14 protein-coding genes and 1 pseudogene are annotated in these 25,614 nt (G+C 56.8%); 2 read left to right on the top strand and 13 right to left on the bottom strand.

The genetic code is table 11. The annotated features are described in order from the left end of the window. Nucleotides 1–35: 35 nt before the first annotated feature. From IEW06_RS06430 to IEW06_RS20685, 3 genes and pseudogenes are all read right to left on the bottom strand, one after another. Entirely contained in the window at nucleotides 36–1,637 is a 1,602-nt protein-coding gene (locus IEW06_RS06430; RefSeq protein ID WP_187733405.1) for a DUF4394 domain-containing protein, read from the bottom strand. 243 nt (nucleotides 1,638–1,880) lie between these two features. Further along, nucleotides 1,881–2,606, bottom strand: a complete 726-nt coding sequence (locus tag IEW06_RS20690) for a DUF4394 domain-containing protein (protein WP_223284916.1) — start codon at nucleotides 2,604–2,606, stop codon at nucleotides 1,881–1,883. 120 nt (nucleotides 2,607–2,726) lie between these two features. Then, nucleotides 2,727–3,463, bottom strand: a pseudogene (locus tag IEW06_RS20685) (DUF4394 domain-containing protein); the annotation flags it as partial. Between the two features lie 239 nt (nucleotides 3,464–3,702). Between IEW06_RS20685 and IEW06_RS06415 the strand changes: the two are divergent. Both IEW06_RS06415 and IEW06_RS06410 read left to right on the top strand, forming a co-directional pair. Then, nucleotides 3,703–6,453, top strand: a complete 2,751-nt coding sequence (locus tag IEW06_RS06415) for a 4-alpha-glucanotransferase (RefSeq protein ID WP_188547733.1) — start codon at nucleotides 3,703–3,705, stop codon at nucleotides 6,451–6,453. Nucleotides 6,454–6,571: 118 nt separating this feature from the next. After that, nucleotides 6,572–7,537, top strand: a complete 966-nt coding sequence (locus IEW06_RS06410; RefSeq protein WP_187733410.1) for an NAD(P)/FAD-dependent oxidoreductase — start codon at nucleotides 6,572–6,574, stop codon at nucleotides 7,535–7,537. A gap of 9 nt (nucleotides 7,538–7,546) precedes the next feature. Here IEW06_RS06410 and IEW06_RS06405 read toward each other — a convergent pair whose 3' ends face one another. From IEW06_RS06405 to IEW06_RS06360, 10 genes are all read right to left on the bottom strand, one after another. Beyond that, nucleotides 7,547–8,926 carry a sensor histidine kinase gene (locus IEW06_RS06405; RefSeq protein WP_187733411.1) on the bottom strand — a complete coding sequence of 460 codons (1,380 nt, stop codon included), beginning with the start codon at nucleotides 8,924–8,926 and terminating at the stop codon, nucleotides 7,547–7,549. 123 nt (nucleotides 8,927–9,049) lie between these two features. Beyond that, nucleotides 9,050–9,301: a hypothetical protein gene (locus IEW06_RS06400; protein WP_188547731.1), complete on the bottom strand. Its 252-nt coding sequence runs from the start codon at nucleotides 9,299–9,301 to the stop codon at nucleotides 9,050–9,052. A gap of 1,006 nt (nucleotides 9,302–10,307) precedes the next feature. Further along, nucleotides 10,308–12,950: a glycosyl hydrolase 115 family protein gene (locus IEW06_RS06395; RefSeq protein WP_229743058.1), complete on the bottom strand. Its 2,643-nt coding sequence runs from the start codon at nucleotides 12,948–12,950 to the stop codon at nucleotides 10,308–10,310. Nucleotides 12,951–12,970: 20 nt separating this feature from the next. Further along, on the bottom strand, nucleotides 12,971–14,095 hold the full coding sequence (locus IEW06_RS06390) for an endo-1,4-beta-xylanase (RefSeq protein ID WP_187733413.1): 1,125 nt from the start codon (nucleotides 14,093–14,095) through the stop codon (nucleotides 12,971–12,973). Between the two features lie 55 nt (nucleotides 14,096–14,150). Further along, nucleotides 14,151–15,779, bottom strand: coding sequence for an alpha-N-arabinofuranosidase (locus IEW06_RS06385; protein ID WP_187733414.1), 1,629 nt, complete (start codon nucleotides 15,777–15,779; stop codon nucleotides 14,151–14,153). 260 nt (nucleotides 15,780–16,039) lie between these two features. Continuing rightward, nucleotides 16,040–18,091, bottom strand: coding sequence for a transketolase (gene tkt / locus IEW06_RS06380; RefSeq protein ID WP_188547729.1), 2,052 nt, complete (start codon nucleotides 18,089–18,091; stop codon nucleotides 16,040–16,042). Between the two features lie 82 nt (nucleotides 18,092–18,173). Beyond that, entirely contained in the window at nucleotides 18,174–19,505 is a 1,332-nt protein-coding gene (gene xylA / locus IEW06_RS06375) for a xylose isomerase (RefSeq protein WP_187733415.1), read from the bottom strand. Continuing rightward, the gene (locus IEW06_RS06370) at nucleotides 19,483–21,009 is read right to left on the bottom strand and encodes a xylulokinase (RefSeq protein ID WP_187733416.1); all 1,527 of its coding nucleotides are present in this window, start codon (nucleotides 21,007–21,009) and stop codon (nucleotides 19,483–19,485) included. Before IEW06_RS06370 ends, xylA begins: the two co-directional genes overlap by 23 nt. Before the next feature lie 447 nt (nucleotides 21,010–21,456). Further along, nucleotides 21,457–23,460 (bottom strand): sialate O-acetylesterase, encoded by a 2,004-nt coding sequence (locus tag IEW06_RS06365; RefSeq protein ID WP_187733417.1) that lies wholly within the window; start codon nucleotides 23,458–23,460, stop codon nucleotides 21,457–21,459. A 78-nt stretch (nucleotides 23,461–23,538) separates the two neighbouring features. Beyond that, nucleotides 23,539–25,584 carry an alpha-glucuronidase gene (locus IEW06_RS06360; RefSeq protein ID WP_188547727.1) on the bottom strand — a complete coding sequence of 682 codons (2,046 nt, stop codon included), beginning with the start codon at nucleotides 25,582–25,584 and terminating at the stop codon, nucleotides 23,539–23,541. Nucleotides 25,585–25,614 lie beyond the last annotated feature (30 nt).

Below are 25,614 nucleotides of genomic sequence, written 5' to 3'. Positions count from 1 at the left end.
GTAATAAACAGACATGCTTATGTGGTGAGCAAATACTAAAACCCTAAGCCAACCGTAAATCCAGTCGCATCAAAAGGAAATACTTCCTTTTTAGTAGCACTAGCACTAGCCAGATCAATTGTATAGAAATATCGGCCAGGGTCAAATTGCTGTAACGCATTGGTAAGAATGGCGTAGCCTGTATTGCTCATTCCACCAATGTCAAATCCTGTATTATACTGAAGATCAAGCGCGAAAGTAAGATTCCGGAAACTATAGATTCCTTCAGCCGGCTGCGTTATAATCGCAAAGTCTCCTTTGCGCGAGAAAATAGCGTATAAAGTAGCAGTGGTAGCCCCGGCGTAATTATTATCGTACGCCACCGACGCTATACCTGCATCAAGGCCAGTACTTCTCTGGCCATTCAAATGCAGCAAACCATCTTCTATGAAAGTAGCATCCACAGGGTTGATGCTTACATTCCTCTGACCACTAATAATGCGAATACGATCTGCTACCGGGTCAAAGTCAAACCCGGGACCAGCAATGAGTAACTCTGTTGGCCCGGTGAGTGGACCGACACGAGTCGCAGCAGCAGTGGCAGCGTTAATCGTATACAGTGTCACGTTATTAAAGTCAGCTGTGCGAGCTATGGCATACAGTTGGCCATTAGCCGGCCGAAAGTCTATGCCAGCCACTGACTCCCCGGGCGCTAAGCCTGTGATGGGCTTGGTAACCCCAACCGCAGGCGTAGCTATATTAAAGATATATAGGCTATTTGCCGTAGTGGCATAAGCTACGGGCTGAGTCGGGATGGCTAGACCTGCATAAGCAGTGGAGGCCGCGTACTGGGCCAAGGGCCGGGCCGCGCCCGTAGTCAAGTCGACGGTGAATAGTGTAGGATTACCATTGACTGGATACAGACCTAAGGCTGTGCCGGTCGTGGCATCGATATCGAAGCCGCCATTGCCGCTCACTGGCACATTTAAATTGCCCACTTGCACCACGGTCCCGTCATTGGGTGGGTTGATTAGGTAAAGCTGTTGGTTCTGGGTGTTAATGGCGTATAAGGCCGTAGTCGTAGCGCCGGCGGTGTTGTTGGTATAGGCTACCCCGGTCAGCGTGGCGCCCGCCACGCCGTTAACGGCCCCATCGGTGGCGACCACCGTACCGGTCTCTGGATTCACCCGCAGGTTCTGGCCCGTGCTAGTGACCAAGCGAATGCGGTCCACGGTCGGGTTGAAGTCAAAGCCGACTAAATTGCCCCCCAAGGCCGGGGTGAAGGCGCCACTGCCGATGGCTCGGGCCGCGCCGGTATTCTGATTGATAACGTACAGCCTACTGCCGCTGCTCACCCCGTAGAGTTGGCCCGTAGCGGGGCGAAAGTCGATGGCTAGCAAGGTCTCACCGCTGCCCAGGCCCGTGATGGAAACCGAACTAAGGCGCGTGGCGGCATCTTTGGTAGAGTAGGCATCGAGCTTGGTGCCGCCCGACAGCGCATAGAAGGATATGTCTTGGCCTAGAGGTGGAAAGGTGGGAATAGTGGGCGGTGGAGTGGGTTTGGGGAAGTACTGCTCCAGGATGTCTTCGCAGCTACTTAGCGAGGACAATAACAGAACAGCCGCGCCCCAAGTGGCGAGGGAAGAACGTTTTAGCATATAATGAAGATGATAGGATGGAAGGAAGAAATAATTGAACTAAGCTCCTTCGCCATACGCAACTCTATTGTATTTGGATGTTGCTATTTTCCACTTTCTAGAAAGAATTAATTCTAGTTGAGATGCCTGATATTTAGTGCCCTTGGGCATGTCCTTATCATATAAAACCACAAAAAAAGCCCCCCAAATGATTTTAGGGGGCTTTTTTATGGCATGAAGAGTTCAAACTAACCAGACAATGAATTAGAAGCCCAAGCCCACGGTAAAGCCGCTTGTGCCGATACCACCGGAGCTTCGGCCAAATATGCCTTTGCTGGTAGCCTTACCCGTAGCAAGATCGATGGTATACAGTTCCGTGCTACCCGTAATGTTCAGCACAGCGTAGCCCGTGTTGGTAGTGCCTCCGATATCGAAGTTGCTGCCGGGGCCGGCGTTCAGCTCCAGATTCCCCACTTCTACCATATTGCCAGCATTGGGCGCGTTCAGTTGAAACAGCTTGGCGGAAAGGAAAGGGGCCCGGGGGCTGAAATCGCGGGTATCGATTACGTACAAATTGGAGATAGTTGCGCCGGCGAAGTTGTTGTCGTAGGCGGCGGCCTCCACTACTGGCGTACCCGGATTCAGGTCACCGTCCTGGATGGCGGAGCCGTCAGCAGGGTTGACCCGTACGTTCAGGCCGGAGCGGCTCACAATACGAATGCGGTCCACTACGGGGTTGAAATCGAAGCCATACGCGCCTCTGAACGTTAATGGAACAGATAAGCTAGCTACCCGCGTAGCCTCGGCAGTGGCGGCATTGATCGTGTACAAGCGGCCATTATCCATCTGAGGACCACCCTGCGGACGCTGCACAGTCAGGGCGTAGAGTTGCCCATTAAGGGGTCGAAAATCCAGGCCGGCCATCTCTTCATTCGGAGTAAGCCCGGTGATGGGTTTAGTGATGGAAGTGGACGGATTGGTGGGGTCCACAATCAACAGGTCGTTGTTGATGGTGACCGCGTAAGCTACCGGTGAGGTTGGGATGGCGATGCTTGAATAATCTAGGCTTACGTCGTATTGGGCCAATGATTTGGCGGCGCCCGTGGCAAGATCAACGGCAAACAGCGTCGGGGTGCCGCTCACTGCGTACAGGCCCAGGGCCGTGCCCGACTTCCCATGAATATCGAAGCCGCCATCCCCGATGATACTTAGATTCAGCCCTCCTATCGGCGCTACGGTGCCTTCATTGGGTTGGCTGATCAGATAGAGCTGCCGGCTTGCCGAGTTGATAGCATACAACTCCGTTGTTGTGGCTCCCGCCACGTTGTTGGTGTAGGCTACCGCCGTAATGCTGGCGCCCGCAACGCCGCTGATAGCGCCATCGGTGCTGGCCACGGTGCCCGTTTCGGGGTTCAGCCGCAGGTTTTGACCCGTTGAAGTAATCAGCCGAATCCGGTCCACGGTCGGGTTGAAGTCGAAGCCCACCAAATTGCCCCCAGCGCGGGCGTAAAGGCACCGGTGCCAATGGCGTGGGCGGCGCTCGTATTCTGGTTAATCACGTACAGGCGACTGGCGCTGCTCACCCCATAAAGCTGCCCGGTGGCGGGCCGGAAGTCGATTGCCAAGAGCTGCTCCCCGCCGGCTAAGCCCGTAATAGCTACTGAGTTTGTGCGCGTGGCGGGAGCCTTGGTCGAATATGCATCCAACCGGCTGCCGCCCGACAAAGCGTAAAAAGGAATATCTAGTCCCAGGCTCGGAAAGGTTGGGACAATAGGGGCAGGCCTTGGAAAGTATTTCTCCAGAACGTCTTCGCAGCTACTCAACGAAGACAAGAGCAAGACGGCCATGCCCCACTTGGCGAGGGTAAAAATCTTCATCATTTTAAGTAAATTTTTATTACTAAAATGAGAAATAATAGAATTTATTTTATCACATACTCTATGTAGCTATATAGATTCGGATTATCAAATTTTTGTGGGAAGCACCAACTCACCCGAACCTTGTCGGCCTGATCAGGTAGCTACTACTTAGCACAGTCATAAAGCGTAGTAAAACTTATCTTTCGCCCCCATCTGATTTCTTCCGAATGATTATTCGCTTCTCTCTTCCCTATCATACCGAGCCCGGCCAGCGCATTGCGGTCTGCGGCTCCGAGCCCAGCCTGGGCCAATGGAACCTCGACCGCGCGCTTTTTTTGCATTACGCTGCCCGCACGGGCCTGTGGACCCAGGAAATCAGCATCCCCACTGACCATCCTCATCCCATTGAATACAAATACGTGCTGCTCGACGAGCGCGACGGCAGCAAGCACTGGGAGTGGGGCTCCAATCGGGTGGTGGCTGACTCTGGGGGGCTTTTTACCCGCCTTGTGCTGGAAGATTTTTGGCGCGCCCCCGCCCAGCCCGACAATGAGCTGCACACGGCGGCCTTCACCAAAGCCCTGTTTCGTCGGGGGCCGCACGTAGCCTCCGCTCAAGCCCTCGCCACACCATCCGCAACAGACATCGGGTCGGCGGGAGCCATCCGGTTTCAGCTGGTGGCGCCGCGGGTAGCACCGCAGCACCAGGTCTGTATTCTGGGCTCCGATGAAGCGCTGGGCGCCTGGGATGCCAGTCGGGCTATTATCCTTGACGATCAGGACTATCCTACCTGGACAGCCCAGGTAGCCCTGGCGCAGCCCGGCCAGAACACCCAGTACAAGTACGCCATCTGCGATGCCCAAACCGGCGATATCGTCCATCTGGAAACCGGCGACGACCGGGTAATTTTGCCCCCCACGCCTGCCAATACCCTGCGGGTGCGGGCAGATGAAGGCTTTCGCTACCCGGCCGGCAACTGGCGCGGAGCCGGCGTGGCGCTGCCGGTATTCTCGTTGCGCACCAAGCAGGGCTTAGGTGTGGGCGAGTTTTCGGACCTGAAGATGCTGGCCGACTGGTCGGCGGAAGCGGGCCTGAAACTGATGCAGATTCTTCCTATCAACGATACCACGGCCACCCATACCTGGGTCGATTCGTACCCGTACGCGGCTATTTCGGTGTTTGCCCTGCATCCGCTCTATCTGCATCTGGATGGTATTGCGGAGCTAGCTGATGCCGCCGACCGCACCGAGCTGGACTGCCTGCGCGAAGAGCTGAATGCCCGCGACTTTGTGGACTATGAGCCCGTGATGGAGGCCAAATGGAAGTTCATCAAACGCCTGTACCAGCAGCAGAAGGCGACTTTCCTCGCCGATCCTGCTTTTAAAGCGTTTTGGGTGGAGCAGAATGAGTGGCTGGTGCCTTACGCTGCCTTTTCGGCCCTGCGCGACCGGTTTGGCACCGCCGACTTCCAGCAGTGGCCCGAAGAGTTTCAGACGCCCCGGAACCTGGATGAGCTTACCGCACCCAGCCAGCCCGATTTCGACGAGTTTGGCCTGCACTTCTTCACGCAGTTTCACCTCGATAAGCAGCTGCGCGAAGCCGTAGAATATGCCCGTGAGCGCGGCGTGGTGCTCAAGGGCGATTTGCCCATCGGCATTTATCGCCACTCCGTGGATGCCTGGACCCAGCCCGAGCTCTACCACATGGACCGCCAAGCCGGCGCTCCGCCAGACGACTTCTCGGTGACGGGCCAGAACTGGCGCTTCCCCACCTACAATTGGGAGCGCATGGCCGAAGACAACTACCAGTGGTGGCGCAACCGCCTGAGCCACCTAGCCCGCTACTTCGACGTGCTGCGCATCGACCATATTCTGGGCTTTTTCCGCATCTGGGAAATTCCGGGGCATTCGGTGGAAGGCTTGCTGGGTCATTTTGCGCCCGCTTTGCCGATGCACCGCCACGAGATTGAGCAGCGACTGGGCTGGTTTGATTATGGCCGCCTGTGCGAGCCATATATCCGCTGGCACATGCTTCAGCACATCTTTCACGCGCAGGCGCAGGCCGTGTTCGATGAGTTTATGGAGGATGCCGGCTACGGCGCTATCCGCCTCAAAGACTACGTGCGCACCCAGCGGCAGATAGAGGCGCTGTTTGACCAGCGAATCGCCGATGACCCAAACAATGCCGAGCACCTGCGCTGGCTGCGCACGGGCTTGTACAAACTAGTAAATGAGGTGCTGTTTGTGCCCGCTGATGAGCCCGACTTCTACCACCCACGCATCACGGTGTATCTGAGCACGTCGTTTAAGGAGCTGGACGATCATAATCGCCATCTTATCAACGAGATCTACAACGATTTCTTCTTCCGTCGTCACGAAGACTTCTGGCGGCGGCAGGGCTTGGTAAAATTGCCCCCCGTGCGCTACGCCACCGATATGCTGATCTGCGGCGAAGACTTAGGCATGGTGCCCGCCTCCGTGCCGGGCGTGATGCGCGAGCTGGGCATGCTGGGCCTCAACATCCAGCGCATGCCCTCCGACCCCAACGTGGAGTTTGGCAACCCAGCCCACGCGCCGTATTTGTCCGTTGTCAGCCCCGGCTCGCACGATATGAGCACTTTGCGCGGCTGGTGGGAAGAAGACCGCGACATTACCCAGCGTTTTTTCGAAGACCTGCTCGGCCATCGGGGCGAAATTGCCCCCCAGCACTGTGAACCATGGATAGCGCGCGAAATAAACGTGCAGCACCTGCATTCACCCGCCATGTGGGCTATTTTTCCCCTTCAGGATTTGCTGGCTATGGATGCTGACCTGCGTCGCGAAAACCCGCACGATGAGCAGATTAACGTTCCCTCTAATCCGCAGCATTTCTGGAAGTATCGCCTGCACCTGAATCTGGAAGAGCTGGCCTCCCAAGCAAGTTTTACCCAAGCGCTGCATAACCTGACTGATGAAAGCGGGCGCAACCAAGTGTATTAGATTCAGGTACTTGCATTTGCTTTAGCTAAAGGCTTTTCTATATTTTCTACTTAAAAAAAGCCCCCCGGCCTAACCGCTGGGGGGCTTTTTTGGTATAGGAGTTTCTACTGCGTTTCATATGCCTACAGCTCTTCCTCTTCCCAAAGCGGCCCGCCGTCTTCGACCTGCTACCGACTACGATGTTATTATTATAGGAGCCGGAAGTGCCGGACTCAGCGCGGCGCTGGTATTGGGCCGCTGCCTCCGCCGCGTACTCGTGTGCGATGGTGGCGCCCCACGCAATGACCCCTCGCCCGCCGTGTGGGGCTTTTTCACCCGCGATGGGGTGCAGCCCAGTGAGCTGCTGCGCTTGGGCCTAGAGCAGCTGGCGGCCTACCCGAGTGTGGAAGTTTGCCCCTTGCGCGTAACCGAGGTTAGCGTGAGCGACGAGTGCTTTACCATTGTGGCCGATACGGAGGCCAGCCGCACCCGCACCATAACGGCGCGCAAAGTATTGCTGGCCACGGGCGTAGAAGACGAATTACCCCCCCTGGATGGTATGCGTGAGTTTTGGGGACGCGGCGTGCTGCATTGCCCTTATTGCCACGGCTGGGAGGTGCGCGACCGGGCGTTAGCGGTATACGGACGGGGAAAAGGCGTTACGGGTCTGGCGTTGCTTGTCAGCCGCTGGTCGAAGGATGTGGTGGTATGCACCGATGGCCCCGGTGGCCTCACAGAAAAGGCCCGTCAGCGTCTGCACAAGCAAGCTATTAAGGTGCATGAAGAGCCTATTGAACGCCTGGAGGGCTCTGAGAAAGAGGGCCTGCAACACGTGCTGTTCAAGAATGGCGACAAGCTGGTGCGCGAGGCGCTGTTCGTGCATCCACACCAGCACCAACGCACCAATCTAGCAGAGCAACTGGGCTGTCGTCTGAACAGCAAAGGCGCTGTTTGGACGGACAAAAAGCAGCAAACTTCGATACCGGGCCTCTATGCTGCCGGCGACACTACGGCCGGCATGCAGCAGGCTATTCTGGCTGCCGCCGAGGGCTCACTGGCCGCCATTATGATAAATGAAAAGCTGACCAAGGAAGAGTGCGTATAACAAGCTGGATCAGCCGGGTATGCGAATGGTGAACTCCGTGTATTCGCCTTCCTGGCTTTCTACCGTAAGCGACCCATTATGTCCCTTGGTCACGATATCGTAGCTCAAAGACAAACCTAAGCCTGTGCCCTCGCCCGTGGGTTTGGTGGTAAAAAAGGGCTGAAAAATCTTATCCTTTACAGTAGTAGGCATGCCCATCCCATTGTCGCGTACACGCACTTCTACATCGCCGGCCTCGGTACGGCGGGTGCTTACACTCACCGTGGGCACGTAGCCATCAGACACGCACTCTTTCTTTTTCTGAACGGCGTAGAATGCGTTGGTAAAAAGGTTGAGCAACACCCGCCCTATATCCTGCGAAATCGCATTCACTTGTCCCAGTTCAGGATACAAGTTCGTGTACAGGGTGGCGTTGAAGGTTTTGTCCTTGGCCCGCAAACCGTGGTAAGCCAGGCGCAGGTATTCGTCGGCCAGCGTATTTATATCGGTCGGCTGCAGCTCGCCCGTACTGGCGCGGCTGTGCTCTAGCATTCCCTTCACGATGGACGCTGCTCGTTGGCCGTGGTGGGTAATTTTCTGCAGATTCTGCTTCAAATCAACCAGCAGCTCGGTTTCCAGATCGATGTTGCGCGTGGGCTTGCGCTTTTCCTCCTCCAGCTCCGTAATCAGCTCGGCGCTTACATCCGAAAAGTTGGTGACAAAGTTCAGCGGGTTCTGAATCTCATGGGCAATACCGGCGGTCAACTCGCCCAAACTGGCCATTTTCTCGGCCTGAATGAGCTGGGTCTGCATGGTTTTAAGCTCAGTTAATGCCTGGCTCAGCTCCTCCGTCTGCTTGGTAAGCGTAGCGGTACGCTCAGCTACGAGTCGCTCCAACTCAGCGTTTTGCGTTGCGATGCGCTGCTTTTCCTGTTCCTCTTCCTCTCGCAATAGGCGCTCTTTCTCGAGGTGCTTTTTCTGATTGCGGGCAATCAGCAGAAAGGTAATCATCCATATCACCGTGAAGCCCTGCGAAGCATCGAAGGCGTCTTCATAGTTCTCGCCTAGCTTCCAGTCCGATACTACCAGCATCAGCTCGATGGCAGAGTAAACGGTGTAAGGCACTACAGCCAGCAACACGGTGCGGGCCGGTCGGTAATCCCGTAAAGCCAGTGCGACCAGTATTACGACCACAAAGACGAAGAGCATATACACTTCGTCCAGCTGGTCGTTGCGAAAGTTGAACAGGAGGTCAATAATACCTAGCCCCACCCCCGGCACCCAGATCCACCGGAGCAGCTTATCCCAATGGGGCAGGCGATTGGGCAGGTCGAAAAACCTACGCAGGATTCGCACCACCAGAAACTGGGCCAGCAGAATGCTAATTATTATTTGACCATCAAATTTCATAGGGAAAACCGGTGCTGAAACAGCGAGGTAAACTGGCAGGAATGCATGGTATCGATTGACATATTGCCGCTTCCATTTCCTGCATTCCAGTGTGGAAAAAGGTCAGCTTAGTGAGAAATAATACTAATCATCTTTTGCTAACTTTTTGGTAAGCCAGTTCCTCGGCAGCGGAACTGCAAAGACAACTGTAGGATTGCTGGTGCGAGGGCGGCGGCGGGTGGTTAGCTTTTTCAGCTTGTCATCCTCTTTCGACAAGAGAATGCTGGCATAATCTCCAATTAGTCCCACGGAGGTAGGCAACGTAATGCGTACGGAAAGCTGCTGCGAGGTCTCAATGGGTTTTGCGCCAGCGGGATTTTGTGCTTGGCTGCTCATGATGGAAAGCGGACAGACCAGACATAAAACAAATAACTTAACACCAGACATTGAGGAAGAGCACCACTATACTACTGATTATGAATAGAATTTATTCGAAACTCGCTATAGAATTATGAACAAATCTACTGTGTTTGCTTTCTGAAGCAATAGCCCAGCAAATCCAACCAAACAACACGCTGATTGTAAGGCGGTAATCAATGGTATACAACGTATCCGCTTTCCTGCTGCGCAGCTTTACGGCTGCCTGTAGCCAATGTGCTTTTGCCCCGAAGCGAAAAACAACCGCCTGTTTGTCTGGGGGGCATTTTATTATCTCAAACGGCTTGATCTATTCAGGTCAGCTTTAATTCAGGCCGTACTGCTGCAATGAAACAGTGTGCCATTTTGTATAAGCCAGCCAGCGGCAGCACCACTGCTCATAAGTGCCCAAAACGCAGATAACGTGGCCGCTTTGCAAGTAAATGCGCGTCTTGGGCTGACGGTTTTTCCAGTCGATGGGGCCGGCTTCGTCAGGCTCCTCTCCTGCACATGCTGCCAGAGGAAAGAGCGCGGCATTTCGTGTTCCTGGCCCAGCATATCCTGCCAGAGCCGTGTAGCTTGAACGATAGGGGAAGAAGACATACTCGGCTGGTGAAAAAACCTAATACTGTGTCTACCAGCATTTTCCCAAAAATTGCGCCTGTTTTCAGGTCAGAAAAGTAATGCAGGCCACAGGCAGCGAATTTCTATAAATCGCTATAGTTTAAATTGTTAAATCAAAGCTTTGCAGGTGAGAGTCGGCTTGGCTAGTCATTGACTGGGCGCGGCTTTACAGTTGAGCTTAGACTACAAATTGCTCTGAATTCCATACTAAAAAACGCCTGCCCAATTGGGCAGGCGTTTTCTGGAGCCATTTTCCTTTGTCGCATACATGCGCATGATGCGGGGGGCAAATTCCTGCTCCCGTTTGAGCCTCGCCGGACACCTATGCCCGCAGGACAATCAGGACAACTAGATAAGTAGCCTAGCGCTGTCCTACGCTACCCTTAGATGCCTTAGTAGCTTTCGGCGCGGGCGTGCTCTTCGAGAAGTTCTCGGGTGGGCCGAGGTAGCTGGGCTTCACGCCGCCGAGGTCTACCACCAGTTTTTGCACTACCACGCCGGGGTCGACGCGCCAGAGTTTCAATACATGCTTACCGGGCTTGGCCAGCGTGTGCGTGGAGGTTTTCAGAATAATATTCTGCGCTACCGCCTGCTCCCAAGGGCGGTTGCCGTTGTCGGCTACCATACCCGTATGCAGATTAATGATCTGGGGGGCTTCGTCGTCGAACGACACGGCGTACCGCAACCCTTGGCTGGCCATAAAATCCAGTGTGGGGGACAAATATGCCTGCACCGTTACGGGGCCAGCCTGCGTTAGGGTGAGTTCGTATTCCAAATGTGGACTGGCACCGCCGGGCGCGGCCGTTGGCGCGGCCGTAACCGGAAACGTCGTGACGGCTCCGGCTGTGCGGCCCAGGTCGGGGAGGTGCTGCCAGGTGATGGAGCCCGCATTTACAGCCCGCGTAAATTGCTCGGCTTCAATCGAGATAAACTTGTCGCTGACATGGGGCGCCGGAACTGTTGGCTCGGCTGCGGCCACTATTTTATCGGGCGTCAATGTCACCACCTCTGGCATTTTATCCACGGGCGGCTGCTGCCAATAGGTGTAACCGATGTGCGTCTGATCCATCATGTGGTTCCACTTGCCCCCAGCCAGGGCGTGGTAGCGGTTTTTAATCTCCACATCTTTTTCAAACAAAGCTTTGGCTTTGTCGGCCAGCGCATTGGTAGTGGAATGACCAGCTTTGGCGGCCTCCCGGTTTTGGGCTACGGTGTAGTACAGCTCATTGAGGTTGGCGCTAGCCTGCACCGGGTGCAGCACCAGCTGATAATAAGCGTCGCGGACGGTGGGGGGCAATTTCTGGTTAATAGCTTCGGCCCGCTCCAGCAAGCGCTGGTAGTCGCTCACGACGGTGGCCCACTCGCCGGTGGCTAGGCTGTAGGTGTTGGCGTCGAGCAACTCGGGCTTGCGGCGGGCGTTGTACTTAGCGTATTTAGCCAGAATATCAGCAATATCAGTGGCGTGTTTCTCGCCGAATTGCTGACTGGCCCAGCGCTGCGTGTACGCTGCCACTTGGTCGGCCTTTATCTTATCGGGGTTCCAGGCGTAGTCCAGAAAGAAGCTGATGGGCAATTCCATGGGCTTCAGGTCGCCCACGTTCACAATCCATATCTGATTGGCACCGTACTCGTGGGCCAAGTGCATCTGCTCCCAGATACGCGGAAGCGGGTTGGTGTTGAGCCACTTATAGTTGCGCGGCCCACCCACATAATCGAAGTGATAATAGATGCCGTAGCCGCCGCTGCGGGGCTTTTCGCCTTGCTTGGGAAGCTTGCGGATATTGCCCCAGTTGTCGTCGCAGAGCAGTAGGGTCACGTCGTCGGGTACGCGCATGCCTTTGTCGTAATAGTCCTGCACTTCCTTGTAGAGGGCCCAAAGCTGCGGGGTTTGCTCGGCGGGCTTGCCGGTTTCTTCGGCAATAATCCGGCGCTGATCGGCTACAATCTTCTCCAGCAAGGCAATGTTGCTGCCCTCACTCATGGGCTCGTCGCCGTCGCCGCGCATGCCCATGGTCACGATGCTCTCCTTGGTGCCCATATTCTTGATACCCTGCCGCCAGAAGTCCTGCAAGATTTTTTCGTTGGTCTGGTAGTTCCAGGGGCCGCTGCCAAAGCGCTTCCACTCCTGCTGCGAGCGTACCATGGGCTCGTGGTGGGAAGTGCCCATCACCACGCCGTACTCATCAGCTAACACGGGGCTCTGCTTATCGTCGTCGTTGAAGGCATTGCCCCACATAGCTGGCCACAGGTAGTTACCCTTCAGGCGCAGAATCAGCTCGAATACATGGACGTACATCTTAGAGTTGATACCGCCGAATTTCTCCTTGGCCCAGCCGCTCAAGGCGGGCGCCTCGTCATTAAGGAAAATGCCCCGGTATTTCACCTTCGGCTCGCCTTGGGTATGCCGGCCGGGCGCCACATACAAAGCCTGCTGTTGCGGCGTGGGCACATCGGCCCACCAGTGCCACGGCGATACGCCAATCTGCTGCGACAAATCGTAAATGCCGAAGATGGTGCCGCGCTTGTCGCTGCCGGCAATCACCAAGGCGCGGTCAACACCGGGCATTGGTTTTTCTACCACTTGCAGCACGAAAGTTTCCCACTTGCCCGCCACGCCCGCCACGTCGAGCTTCTTGGCTTTCACCAAACCGTCGATCAGGGGGCTTTTTCCCAGCGTGCCGATGAGCACTACTTCCTTGCCGGCTGGTGCTTTGTCGGTGGTGAAGGTGGGCGTGAGCTTAGTTACGCGGTTAATGTCGGTCTGCAAATCCTTGGCGGCGCGCAGCACGCCGGGCCAGTCGGAGTTGCTGGCGTAAAGAGCGGCCGTTTTGCCCCCCGCCGCCAGCGTAAAGCCACCTTTGCCCTTTTGGCTCGACACGTAGACTTCAGCTCCCGGCACTGTTGGGCCGGCTAGCGTAGGCAGCGTCGCCAGCAACGCGAGCAGCATAGGCAGCTGCCATTTGCGGCGCATGTATAAGTACAGTTGGATGGGTTTGAGTAGCATAGCTTTTCGCGAAACGCGTTCTACATTTTATTCTTCGCCGTTTGCAGAACGGCCTGCATAGCGGGCTTGGGCTGGTAGCTGCGGTCGAAGAGCAGCGGGTAGCTGGTGCGGCCTCGGATGGGCCAGTCGTTTAGCCAGGAATCGTTGTCGGTCACGCCCCAGAGCGTGATGCGGTCGATTACGTTGCGGTGCTTGCGGAAGAGGGCGAACAGGTCAGCGTAGCGTTTGGTCAGCTTTTGCTGCACCGAGTCGGGCAGGCCGGTGGTATACACGTTGTACTTCTCGTCGGCGCCAAAGGTCTCGGCGATGTCGGCGCCCTGGCGGCGGCTGGGATTAGGCAGCACGTCGATGTCCAGCTCCGTGAAGTTGACCTTTACCCCCAGCTTCGAGAAAGCGACAATGCTCGCCTCTATATCCTCCAGGCTCGGTTTGGTCAGGCCGTAGTGGCCCTGCATACCAATAGCCGCCACTTTGATACCTTTGGCTTGTAAGCTCTTGACCAGCTTGATGGTACCTGCCCGCTTTTCGGGGCGATAGAGGCTGTAATCGTTGTAGTACAGTTCCGCTTTAGGGTCGGCTTTGTGGGCGTACTCAAATGCTTTGGCGGCGAAATCTTCGCCCAGAATTTCCAGCCACTTGGTTTTGCGCAAGTCGCCCTGCTGGTCATCGATGGCCTCGTTCACTACGTCCCAGCCGCCGATCTTGCCTTTGTAGCGGCCCACTACGGTATTGATGTGGTCTTCCAGGCGCTTGAGCAGCACTTCCCGGCTCACGGGGTTGCCGGCGGCGTCTTCAAATACCCACTTGGGCGTCTGCTGGTGCCACATGAGCGTGTGCCCCACAATGAACATCTTGTTGTCCTGCCCGAACTTTACGTAGTCGTCGGCCGGCTTGAAGTTGTAGGTGTCCGGCTGCGGGTGCACGGGTCCCCACTTGAGCAGGTTTTCGGGGCTGATGGTGTTGAACTGCTGCTTAATTAGGGCTGTAGCTTTGGGATCCTGACCACTAATCTGCCGGCCGTTGAGGGCCGCGCCCACATAGAAATCCTGCTTGAACGCATCCTTTAAAGTTGGCTCCGACTTCTGGATAAAGCCCAGCGAAACACCGGTAAGGATGGCGTATGTAAAAGTCTTTTTGATAATCATGGAAGTGGAATAGCAACGGGAAATAGATACAGGATATGCGAGCTTCAAGCAGCGGTTACTTCAGCTCCAGCACCACCACCGACTGGGGTGGCAGCTCCACGGCCAGGTTGCCGCCGCGCTTCTTAGCGCCAGAAAAGCTCCCCAGCTTCACTTTGTTGGGGTTGTCAAACGAGTTATAGTCGCTCACGCTGGCCGAGGTCAGAATCCGGCCGGACACGGTTTTCCAGGTTACGCCGGGCAGGGCGGTTTCCAGCTTCAGGGTCTTTTTGGTATCCAGGTTTACCAGGGAGATGTGAACGGCGCCACTGGCGTCTTTGGAAGCTGAAGCGTTCAGGGCGGGCACTTTGTCGTTGCCCATTACATAATCAGGGCTGGTGAATTGCAGGGGCATGTATTGGGCATCCTGGTGCACCTGATATAGATCAAAAACGTGGTAGGTGGGCGTGAGCAGCATCTTTTCCTTGTCCGTCAGCACGAGTGCTTGCAGTACGTTCACGGCCTGAGCCAAATTTGCCCCCCGCACCCGGTCGCAGTGATTGTTGAAGATGTTGAGCGTGGTGCCCGCTACCAGCGCGTCGCGCAGGGAGTTTTGCTGGAACAAAAAGCCGGGGTTGGTGCCGGGCTCCACATCGGTCCACACGCCCCACTCATCCACCAGCAAGGCTACCTTTTTGTCCTTGTCGTACTTGTCCATGATGGCAGCGTGCTTGGTCACCACGGCTTCCATTTTCAGGCAGTTCTTCATGGTGTTGAAGTACTCCTGCTCGTTGAAGCCGGTGGCCTTGCCCTTGCTGCCAGTCCAGCTGCCGGTGGGCAGCGTGTATTGGTGCAACGTGAGGCCCCACATCTGGTTGAGCGGAATATTTTTCATGCACGTCTCCGTCCAGTGAGCGTCGTCGCCATTGGCCCCACTCACGATTTTCTTCAGCGGAGGCGAGGCCGGGTAGTTGTGGGCGAAAGTGGCGTAGCGCTTATACACATCGGTGTAGTACTCGGCCGTCATATTGCCGCCGCAGCCCCAGCTTTCGTTGCCGATGCCCCACCAGGTTACACCGTAAGGTTTGGCTTGGCCGTTTTTGCGCCGCTCAAGCACGAGCGGCGTGTCGTCGTTGGAGTTCAGGTACTCCATCCAGCCCGCCATTTCCTGCACTGTACCACTGCCCACATTGGCCGCCAGATACGGCTCGGTGCCCAGCAGCTTACACAACTCCAGAAACTCGTGGGTACCGAAGCTGTTGTCTTCCAGATTATTGCCCCACCACATATTTAGCATCTTGGGACGTTGGGCCGTGGGCCCCACGCCGTCGCGCCAGTGATAGGTATCGGCGAAGCAGCCGCCAGGCCAGCGCAGATTGGGCACTTTTATCTTGCGCAGGGCCTCCACAATGTCCATGCGGATACGGCCCTGTTTGGGTACGTTCAGCTTTTCATCCACCCAAAAGCCATCGTAGATACAGCGGCCCAAATGCTCGGCAAAATGCCCGTAAATGTGCTTGCTGATTTGCAGCTTAGGGTCGCCGGGCTGCACTGTTACCTGCACCGTTTGGGCGACGGCATTAAGCGTTAAGCCAAGCCCGAGTCCGGCAAGGAGCCCGACTCTTTTTCCCCACTTTCGCAGGGAAAAACGTGGCGTATTCGTCTCAAAAAAGCCCCCCAGCGGTCGGTTTGAGTGCAGTTTGGTCATTAGGTTTATTCTTGGACTAGAGAAATGGTGCTAAAAACAGAACGTCATGCAGAGCAGCGCGAAGCATCTCGCGTGCTGAGGTATGCTAAACGAAGTCGAAGCATCTCTACTGGTAACTAATTCCAATCGGTGCTCAACGAAGCGGGAGAGATGCTTCGACAAGCTCAGCATGACATATGCTTTGGCAACCTCAGCACGCGAGATGCTTCGCGCTGCTCTGCATGACGGCCTTATTCGAGGAATGAATAAGGCCGTCATTTCTAGGAAAGAACTTCTTTGGGCTCGGTTTCGGCGGGGTTGTCTTCCAGTAACGCCTTAGCCTTCTCTACCACATTCTCTACCGTGAAGCCAAACATGGCCATCACTTCCTCACCCGGACCCGACTCGCCAAAGCGGTTCATGCTGATGACGGTGCCTTCATCGGTGGCGTACTTGTGCCAGCCAATGGGCGAGCCGGCTTCAATGGTAACGCGCTTGCGCACGGTGGGGGGCAAAACTTGCCGTTGATACGCTTTGTTCTGCTGCTCAAACAGCTCCCAACTCGGCATACTCACGACCCGCGCCGCAATGCCTTGCTTCTGGAGCTCCTGCTGAGCCTGCATAGCTAATGACACTTCCGAGCCAGTAGCTATCAAAATGAGCTGAGGTTTACCACCCTCGGCTTCGCTCAGAATGTAAGCTCCTTTGGCCACGCCTTCGCGCGCCGAGCCATACTTTTCTTGATCCAGTGTAGGCAGTTTCTGGCGCGACAAAATCAAGACAACAGGCGACGCTGGCTTTGTCATAGCAACGCGCCACGATTCTACGGTTTCGTTGGCGTCGCCGGGGCGCAGCACGATAATGTTGGGGATGGTGCGCAGGGCGGCCACTTGCTCTACCGGCTGGTGCGTAGGTCCATCTTCGCCCAAACCGATACTATCGTGGGTGAAAACGAACGTAGCGGCCGATTCGGCAAGGGCAGTGAGACGAATTGCCCCCCGCATGTAATCGGAGAAAGTGAGGAAGGTGCCACCGTACACGCGCACGCCGCCGTGGCGCGACATGCCGTTCAGGGCGCCGCCCATGGCGTGCTCGCGCACCCCAAACCAGATGTTGCTCTTCTCGTAGCTGCCCGGCTGAAAGCTCAGGTCGCCGGCGGGGGGCATTTCGTTGGAGCTGGCCAGGTCGGCCGAGCCACCAAACAGAAAAGGAATCGTTTTCTTCAACGCGCTTAGCGCCTTGCCCGAGGCCTGGCGAGTAGCCAAAGCACCATCGGCGGGCGTGAAAACGGGCAGCTCCGCGTCCCAGCCAGCGGGCAGATCGCTGGTAAAGGATGTTAGAAACTGCTCGCCTTCCTGCTTAAACTGCTGCTGGTAAGCCTCAAACTTTTGTTGCCACTCCTGCTGCAGCTTCGCGCCGCGCTGGCCGGGTTCGGCCAAGTGTTGACGTACTTCTTCGGGCACCACAAACGACTCGTCGGGGTTCCAGCCAAAATACTCCTTGACTTTGCGTAGGTTTTCGTCGCCCAGTGGGCTGCCGTGCACTTTGCTTGTGCCTTCCTGCGGACTACCAAAACCAATAATGGTTTTAATCGAAATCAGCGAAGGCCGGTCGGTCTCAGCCTGCGCCGCCCGAATAGCCTGCTCAATGCCGTCCAGATCGTTGCCGTCCATCACGCGCTGGGTGTGCCAGCCGTAGGCTTCGAATCGCATCAACGGATCCTCGGTGTAAGATAGGCTGGTGGGCCCGTCGAGACTGATATCGTTGTCGTCGTAGAGGTAAATGAGCTTGCCCAGCTTCAGGTGGCCGGCCAGGGAGGCGGCCTCAGCCGCAATTCCTTCCATCAGGTCGCCGTCGCTCACAATAGAGTACGTATAGTGATTTACTACTTCGTGCCCCTCCTTGTTGTACATGGCGGCCAAATGTGCTTCGGCCATGGCCATGCCCACGCCATTGGCGAAGCCCTGACCCAGTGGGCCCGTGGTTACTTCCACGCCCGCCGTGATGTTGGACTCCGGGTGACCCGGCGTTTTGGAGTGCAGCTGGCGGAAGTTTTTGAGTTCCTCAAGCGGCAAATCGTAGCCATACAGATGCAGCAGGCTATACAGCAGGGCCGAGCCATGACCAGCCGACAGCACAAACCTGTCCCGGTCGGGCCAGGCGGGATCCTGGGGGTTAAACCGCAAAAACCGCGACCACAGCACGTAGGCCATAGGCGCGGCTCCCAGCGGCAAGCCCGGATGGCCGGAATTAGCCTTCTGCACCATATCCACCGACAAAAGGCGGATGGTGCTTACACTTTGCTCTTCTACTGATATCTGCTGCTCAATCATGCTGCGCTACATTAAATAAAACGTCCCCGGCCGGCCACGAAAATTCCCACCCAAGCAGCCAGCCGGTTCGGTTTCACTCAGTTTAGATGTATTGGTTGATAATGGCTTCCAGCCACTCCTGCTTGCCGCTCTTCATCACCGGCTCGCCCGACTTATGGGCAATGGTGCGCAGGTCTTCCAGGGTCAGCTGGCCTTTCTCGAAAGCAGCACCGTCGCCGCTGTCAAAGGAGGCATAGCGCTCCGTGCGGAACTTCTTGTAAGGCGACTTTTCCAGAATATCGTTGGCCGTTACCAAAGCGCGGGCAAATGCATCCATGCCACTGATGTGCGCCACGAAAATGTCCTCCAGATCGGTTGAGTTGCGGCGCGTTTTGGCGTCGAAGTTGATGCCGCCGGGCTTAATGCCACCGTGCTCCAGAATGATGAGCATGCACTCGGTCAGCTCGTTGATGTTGTTAGGGAACTGGTCGGTGTCCCAGCCGTTCTGGTAGTCGCCGCGGTTGGCGTCCATGCTGCCGAGCATGTTATTATCGGCGGCTACTTGCAGCTCGTGCTGGAAAGTGTGGCCAGCCAGCGTGGCGTGGTTGGTTTCGAGGTTCAGCATGAAGTCGTTTTCCAAGCCGTACTCTTTCAGGAAGCCAATAACCGTGGCCGCATCGAAGTCATACTGGTGCTTGGTAGGCTCGGCGGGCTTGGGCTCGATGAAGAACTTGCCGGTGAAGCCTTGCTTGCGAGCGTAGTCGCGGGCCGTGCTCAGGAAGCGACCCATGTGGTCCAGCTCACGCTTCATGTTGGTGTTGAGCAGGGTCATGTAGCCCTCACGGCCACCCCAGAAGGTGTAGCCCTCGCCTCCCAGCGCGATGGTCGCGTCCATGGAGTTTTTCACCTGCGTCGCAGCGTGCGCCAACACGGAGAAGTCGGGGTTGGTGCTGGCGCCGTTCATGTAGCGCGGGTGCGAAAACACGTTGGCCGTGCCCCACAGCAGCTTTATGCCGCTGGCCGTCTGGTGCTCCTTGGCGTAGTCTACAATGGCTTGCAGATTGCGCTCATACTCAGCCAGCGAGTCGCCTTCGTCTACCAGGTCGATATCGTGGAAGCAGTAGTAGGGCGTGCCGAGCTTGGTGAAAAACTCGAAGGCAGCATCCATTTTTTCCTTGGCGCGGCCAATGATTTCATGGTGCGAATCCCAGGCAAAGGTCTTGGTGCCGGGCCCGAATGGGTCGCCGCCGGTGCCAGTGAAGGTGTGCCAGTACGATACAGCGAAGCGCAGGTGCTCCTTCATGGTTTTGCCCCCCACGACGCGGTTCTCGTCGTACCATTTGAAGGATAGCGGGTTGTCCGACTCGCGTCCTTCGAAGCGAATGGTGTCAATGCCTTTAAAGAATTCCGTTTTAGAAAGCGTGTTGGACGACATCTGTCTGGGTGGTTGTGGTTGAAAGAATCTGTTGAGTAAGAACCTTGTGCCAGCGGGCATAGGCCGATTGATATTGTGTTTGCAGTTCCGTCGTAGGCTCCAAGGTTAGGATACGCTCCAGGCTCCCAAAGGCTTCGGCCGGGCTGGCGTACACGCCCACGCCGATACCGGCGCCGCGGGCCGCGCCCTGAGCCGCATCCGTATTATATAGCTCCAGGGTCACGTTGCCAGTATTCACAAAAGCTTCGCGGAACAGCGGGCTCAGGAACATGTTGGCGTTGCCGGCGCGCACCTTTTGCACTTGCACGCCCATGCTGCGCATAATGTCCATGCCGTAGTTCAGCGCAAACACAATTCCCTCCTGGGCCGCGCGCAGCACGTGCGCCTGCGAGTGAATATTGAAGCTCAGACCGCGCAGTTCGGCATCAGTAGGGCGGTTTTCAAGGATGCGCTCAGCGCCGTTGCCGAAGGGCAAAAACAGCAAGCCCTCCGACCCGATTGGCGCTTGAGCGGCCAGCTGGTTCATCTGGTCGTAGGGCATTTCGCCGACGATTTTGCGCAGCCAGCTATTTAGAATGCCCGTGCCGTTCATGCACATTAACACCCCGTTGCGGGGCTGCTCGGGCGTGCTGTTCACGTGGGCAAACGCATTGACGCGCGAATGCGGGTCGGAGGCGGGCTGATCGGTGATGCCGTACACAACCCCTGAAGTACCGGCCGTGGCGGCTATTTCGCCGGGCTGCAATACATTGAGCGAGAAGGCATTATTAGGCTGGTCGCCGGCGCGGTAGCTGATGGGCGTACCCGCATGGAGGCCCAGTTCCTGAGCCGCTTCGGCCGTGAGCTGGCCCTGGGGGGCAAATGTGTCGACTACCTCGGGCAGTAAGTCGCGGCTGATGCCGTAATAATCGAGCAGATCCTGGGCGATGCTCTGCTCGCGGAAATTCCAGAAAACCCCTTCCGACAAGCCCGATACAGTGGTCTGCATCTGGCCTGTGAGTTGGTAAGCGATGTAGTCGCCGGGCAGCTGAATCTTGTAGATCTGCTCGTAGATAGCGGGCTCGTTTTCCTTTACCCACTTGAGCTTGGAAGCCGTGAAGTTGCCGGGCGAATTCAGAAAATTCTGGAGGCAGTATTCTTCGCCTAATTCCGCAAACGCTTGGTTGCCAAAGTCTACGGCGCGGCTGTCGCACCATATAATGGCGGGCCGCAACACCTTACCATCCTTGTCAAGCAGTACGAGGCCGTGCATCTGATAGGTGATGCCAATACCGGCCACCAGCGACGCATCGAAGCCATACTCGCTTTTTAGCTCCCGCGTGGCGTTTACTACCTCCTGCCACCAGCGCTCCGGCCGTTGCTCGGCCCAGCCTACCGCTTCCGCGGTAATTTCCATCTCCTTTTTCGGCGATGTGACGCTGGCCACGCACTTGCCGGTATCCACGCTAAGTAGAGCGACCTTGATGGATGAACTGCCTATATCGTACCCGAGCAGGTATTTCATGGGTGGGAAGTAAAGGGTTTTTCAGATAAGCCTGAAGGGAAACATGCCGCCCTAATGGCAGTAACCATCGAGCGCCCTACTTTACAAAGTACAATTAACAAGTAAGTCAACAACTTACTATCTGTCAGCTTCAAGAGGGAGCAATAGCTAGTGTACGTTGTATCTACTCATCGAATATACATCACAATCGATTACACGTGGCATTCTAAATCGGGGCGTACGCGCTTCGTTTTCAAATAAAAATATCGAAACCGTTTTCGGAAACGGTTTCGATAGGTATTTAGCAGGCATTTTTATTTCTTAAAATATCTTTGAATAATCAAACGCAACAACACAGGATCGGTAGCAGTCGAGCTTATTACGTGTTAGAAATAATACTATTGTCTTTACTCTATGGCAAGCCCAGGCGTTTCACTTTGCGGATTTCTGAATCGCGAGTTCAACGCTTTAGGGAACTGCTACCGAGCTAGCCTGGAAAGGTGAAGCTGGCAATCCCTCCTTATTGTATAGGTTGGCGCCGGCTGGGTTGTCGGCCCAGGCATAGCGCACGAAGGCCGGCGCCGGCACCTCGTCGTGCCACACCACGACGGTGTTACCCTCGATGCGTGCCTGCGCCCACACGAATTTTTTGTCGGGGCCGGCTATGGCAAACTGTGTGAGCGGTCCGCTGCCTTTGGCCACCAAACCGCCCCCCACACTGGCGAACTGGAGTACTGCCTTGCCGTCTTTCACCTGCATGGATTGGTATAAAGGACCAGACGCCACCAGCTTTTTCTCGCCGTAAGCCACCTGGCGGGCGGCCAGGGCGAGGCGTTTACCCACAGTTTCTTTGTCCAAGGGGTGAATGTCGTTCCACTCGCCCACGTCGATGGCGACGACCATGCCCGTATTGGGCAGCTGCAAGGTTTGGCGCTGGGCGTCGCGCACGCCGGCCCAGCCGCTTTCGCCGGGCTGAGGCCGGGTGCTCATAAAGTTGGCGAGCTGCACGTACAGAAATGGCAGCGTGGGCCGCTGCCACTGCTTGCGCCAGTCGGTAATTACGGCCGAGAAAAGCTGCTGATATTCCTGCGCCTTGCCCGTGTTGGACTCCCCCTGAAACCAGATGACGCCCTTGATAGCGTAGGGCAGCAGCGGCCCCACCATGCCGTTAAAAAGCCCCCCAGGCTGATTTTGAAAGGAAGTGCTACCCGGTGCAGGCGGCATAGCAGCTCCCAGCTTGTACTGCCAGGGACCGCGCAGATCCAGAGTTTGCCCCCCGGCGCTAAGCTGGTATTGCTTGTCGGGGGTGAAGCCGCCGCGCCCGCCGTTGCTGATGAGGCGCACTACAATTACGTTTTTGCCTGGCTTCAATACGCCGGGGCCAAAGTCGTACTTGCGGGGCGGATACTGGTAGCCGGTGGTGCCCACCAATTGACCGTTGATGTAAGTGGAGTCGGCATCGACCAGCGTGCCTAGCTCCAGACGGGCGGGCTTGCCAACCATGCTGGCCGGCACTTCCACTTCCTTGCGAAACCAGAGTACGCCATTAACCTGGCCCAGCGGTGTTTGGTCGGCCCAGAAGCCGGGCACGCCCATGGTAGCCCAGCCCGTAGCATCATAGCCGGGCGCCGACCACTTCATTTGGCCGGGCGCCTGCCCCTGATCGGCCTTATAGAGGCGCTGCTGCCAGGCGCGGCCAGCGGCCTGGTCGCGCTGCTGAATGCTGGCTACCAGCGCACTGTCCTTGTACTGCTCGCCTTGCTGCTGGTAGGCGGGAAACTGCTTGAGTGCCTCGGCGCTCAGCCAGGCTTCGGCTGGGGAGCCGCCTATGGCATTTTTGATTAACCCAATGGGCACCTGATACTTAGCGTAAAGGTCTTTGGCAAAAAAGTACGCCACGCCCGAAAACTGCCCGATGCTCTGCGGACTCACGCTGACCCAATTGCCGCTCGCGATGTCATCTTTGGGACCCTTGAAAGAGTAGCTCGTGGGCATCGTGAACTGCCGGATGCGGGGGTTGTTGGCTGTGGCTATTTCCTCCGGAAACCGGTCGCGCAGGCGGCTCATGGGCGTTTCCATGTTCGACTGGCCCGAGCACACCCACACGTCGCCCACCAGAATGTCTTTGAGCTCTAGCTGGTTGCTGGCCGCAATGTTCATGGTATAGGGCCCACCCGCTGGCTGTGCCGGCAGACTCACCGTCCATTTGCCATCGGGGCCGGTGGTAGCGGAGTAGGTTTTTTTCTTGAAGCGCAGGGTTACTTTCTCGCCTTTTGCCCCCCAGCCCCACACCGTCAGCTTGGCGTCGCGCTGAAGCACCATACCGTCGCTGACCAGCCGCGGCAGGCGTACTTCCGCTCTGAGCTCAGCTGGCGTTATCAGCCCGCTGCCCAGCAAGGCCAGCAGCACGCCTCGCCGGCCTAGCGCAGTGCGCCAGCGCAGCGCGGAATTAAATATGCGGTAATTTATCATAAGAGGAGGTATTAAATAAGCTAAACGTAAAGAAGGAGTTACTGCTCGGCCTTCTGTCTTGGCTGATAAGCTATTCCCTTATCTTCTTGGCCGCATGTCATTGGCTATGATAGCATCCAGGTTATTCATGGGCGGCTCTACGTCCGCGGGTATGGGCATACGGCTGAACTGCTGGAAGTAGAGCAAACAAGCGTCTTTCCACTGCACGGCGTTGCCGCTCTGGCTCCGCAGCTTGTGCTGCACCACCGCAAACCGCTCCGCGTCGACGTAGGGCTGGGCTTTGTCCCACACTTTCTGGAATTGCCGCACCTGCTGCACGCCCTTATCGTAGTGGGCGCACAGCTCATTCCACAAGGTGTTGCCGCTTTTCATCTTGAAATCCCAGGGCAGGTGGTGAAACCACAGCAGGTACTCGTCGGGGCAGGTGGTCGGGTCGTTGAATTGGGTTGCCAGGGGCTCGTGGTACTGGCTCACGGCATCGCTGCCGGTTTTGGTGCGGTTGAAGCCTACGCCGGCCGAATCGGCCTGATGATAATAGCGCGGAGTCCAGTCGGCGCGCATCTTGGGTGGGGCCCACCACGGCCCAGGGCCGTAGTGCTCGCGAGTGGCCGACATGATGTGGTGCAAACCCAGCGGCATCGAGTAGTTCACGATGGCTTCCCGGCTATCCAGCATCAATTGCTTGACGGGAGTTAAAAACTGGGTATTCCAGTCAGCGGCGGCAGTCGGCCCACCGAAGGTCAGCTTCAGCCACTCGTCGGCAATCTGGGCGCTTTTCAGTTGATTGTTCCAGGCCAGGCGGCCGAAGGCGTACCAGTTGGCCTGGGCAAAGTCGTGGCCGGTCCAGTTGGTATCGAGGCCCACGTTGGCTACGCCAGCCATAGCCGTATGCTTCTGCGGGTACACACTGCCATCGGTGCAGCGGGCCACTGTGCTGCCGGGACCGGCTTGGTGGGTGTCGCTGCCCAGGCACTCTTCCCACATGGGGGCGAGAAACGCCAGATCAATAGAATGTCCCAGATATTCCTGAGTGATTTGAAACTCAGGCATGACGGAGGTCTTTTTCAGGGCTCCAAAGAGCGGACTGAACGGCTCGCGCGGCTGAAAGTCAATCGGACCGTTCTTTACCTGCACGATGACGTTGTCGCGGAATTTGCCGTCCAGGGGCACAAATTCGTTGTACGCCTGCTTGGCGCGGTCCTTATCGTTGGGGCTGTACACGAAGGCGCGCCACATCACCAGGCCGCCGTGAGGCCGCACGGCGTCGGCCAGCATGTTGGCGCCGTCGGCGTGGGTACGGCCGTAGTCTTGGGGGCCGGGCTGGCCTTCGCTGCTGGCCTTCACCAGAAAGCCACCGAAATCGGGCACCAGCCGGTAAATCTCCTTGGTCTTACCTTGCCACCACTTAACCACCGCCGGGTCCAGCGGGTCGGCGGTTTTGAGCCCCCCGAGCAGCACTGGCGAGGAAAACTTCACCGCGAGATAGGTCTTGACGCCATACGGTCGCAGCACGTCGGCAATAGCCTTCACGCGGGTTAGGTACTCGGCCGAGAGGATCTGCGGGGCGGCATTCACGTTGTTGATAACGGCCCCATTGATGCCCACGGAGGCATTGGCGCGGGCGTATTCCTGCCAGCGGGTTTTGTCCTGGCTAGTCGTTACCAGGGCGCTATCCTTGCGCCAAAAGATAGACTGGCCGGCGTAGCCCCGCTCCACCGACCCGTCGGGGTTGTCCCAATGGTTGAGGAGCCGGTGCTCATAGGATGGATTGAGCAGGTCGTTTTGCACGGGCTGGCCGGTTTGCTGGCGCCGCAGCAGCTCATACACCCCGTACAGGAGGCCTGCCTCGGTGGCAGCCTGCACGCTGGTAGGTCCCAGGCGAAATCCGTCGTACTTGATGGTTTTGTCCTTTGTGAGGGTTAGCGCAACGGATGCGCCGGGTTTTCCCTGCCAGCCTTGCTGTAGCTCCTGCCGCGCCGTAGCGAGCAGGAGTGAATTCTTGCCGGTAGCCACCACCTTAACCGGTGCGGCCCGCTGCGGGCGGAGCCAAAGCTGGTGCCCGTCTTCGGCCCTCAATGATGAGGCTGCACTCAGGAACAGCAGAAAGAGAAAGAAGCGTTTCATAAAGCAGAGTGGGAAGGTTTCTGTTGAAGG

This window comes from Hymenobacter qilianensis (assembly GCF_014638675.1).
GTDB lineage: Bacteria > Bacteroidota > Bacteroidia > Cytophagales > Hymenobacteraceae > Hymenobacter > Hymenobacter qilianensis.
Note: the sequence above shows the minus strand (reverse complement) of the source record. Positions and strands in the feature narration are given on the sequence as shown.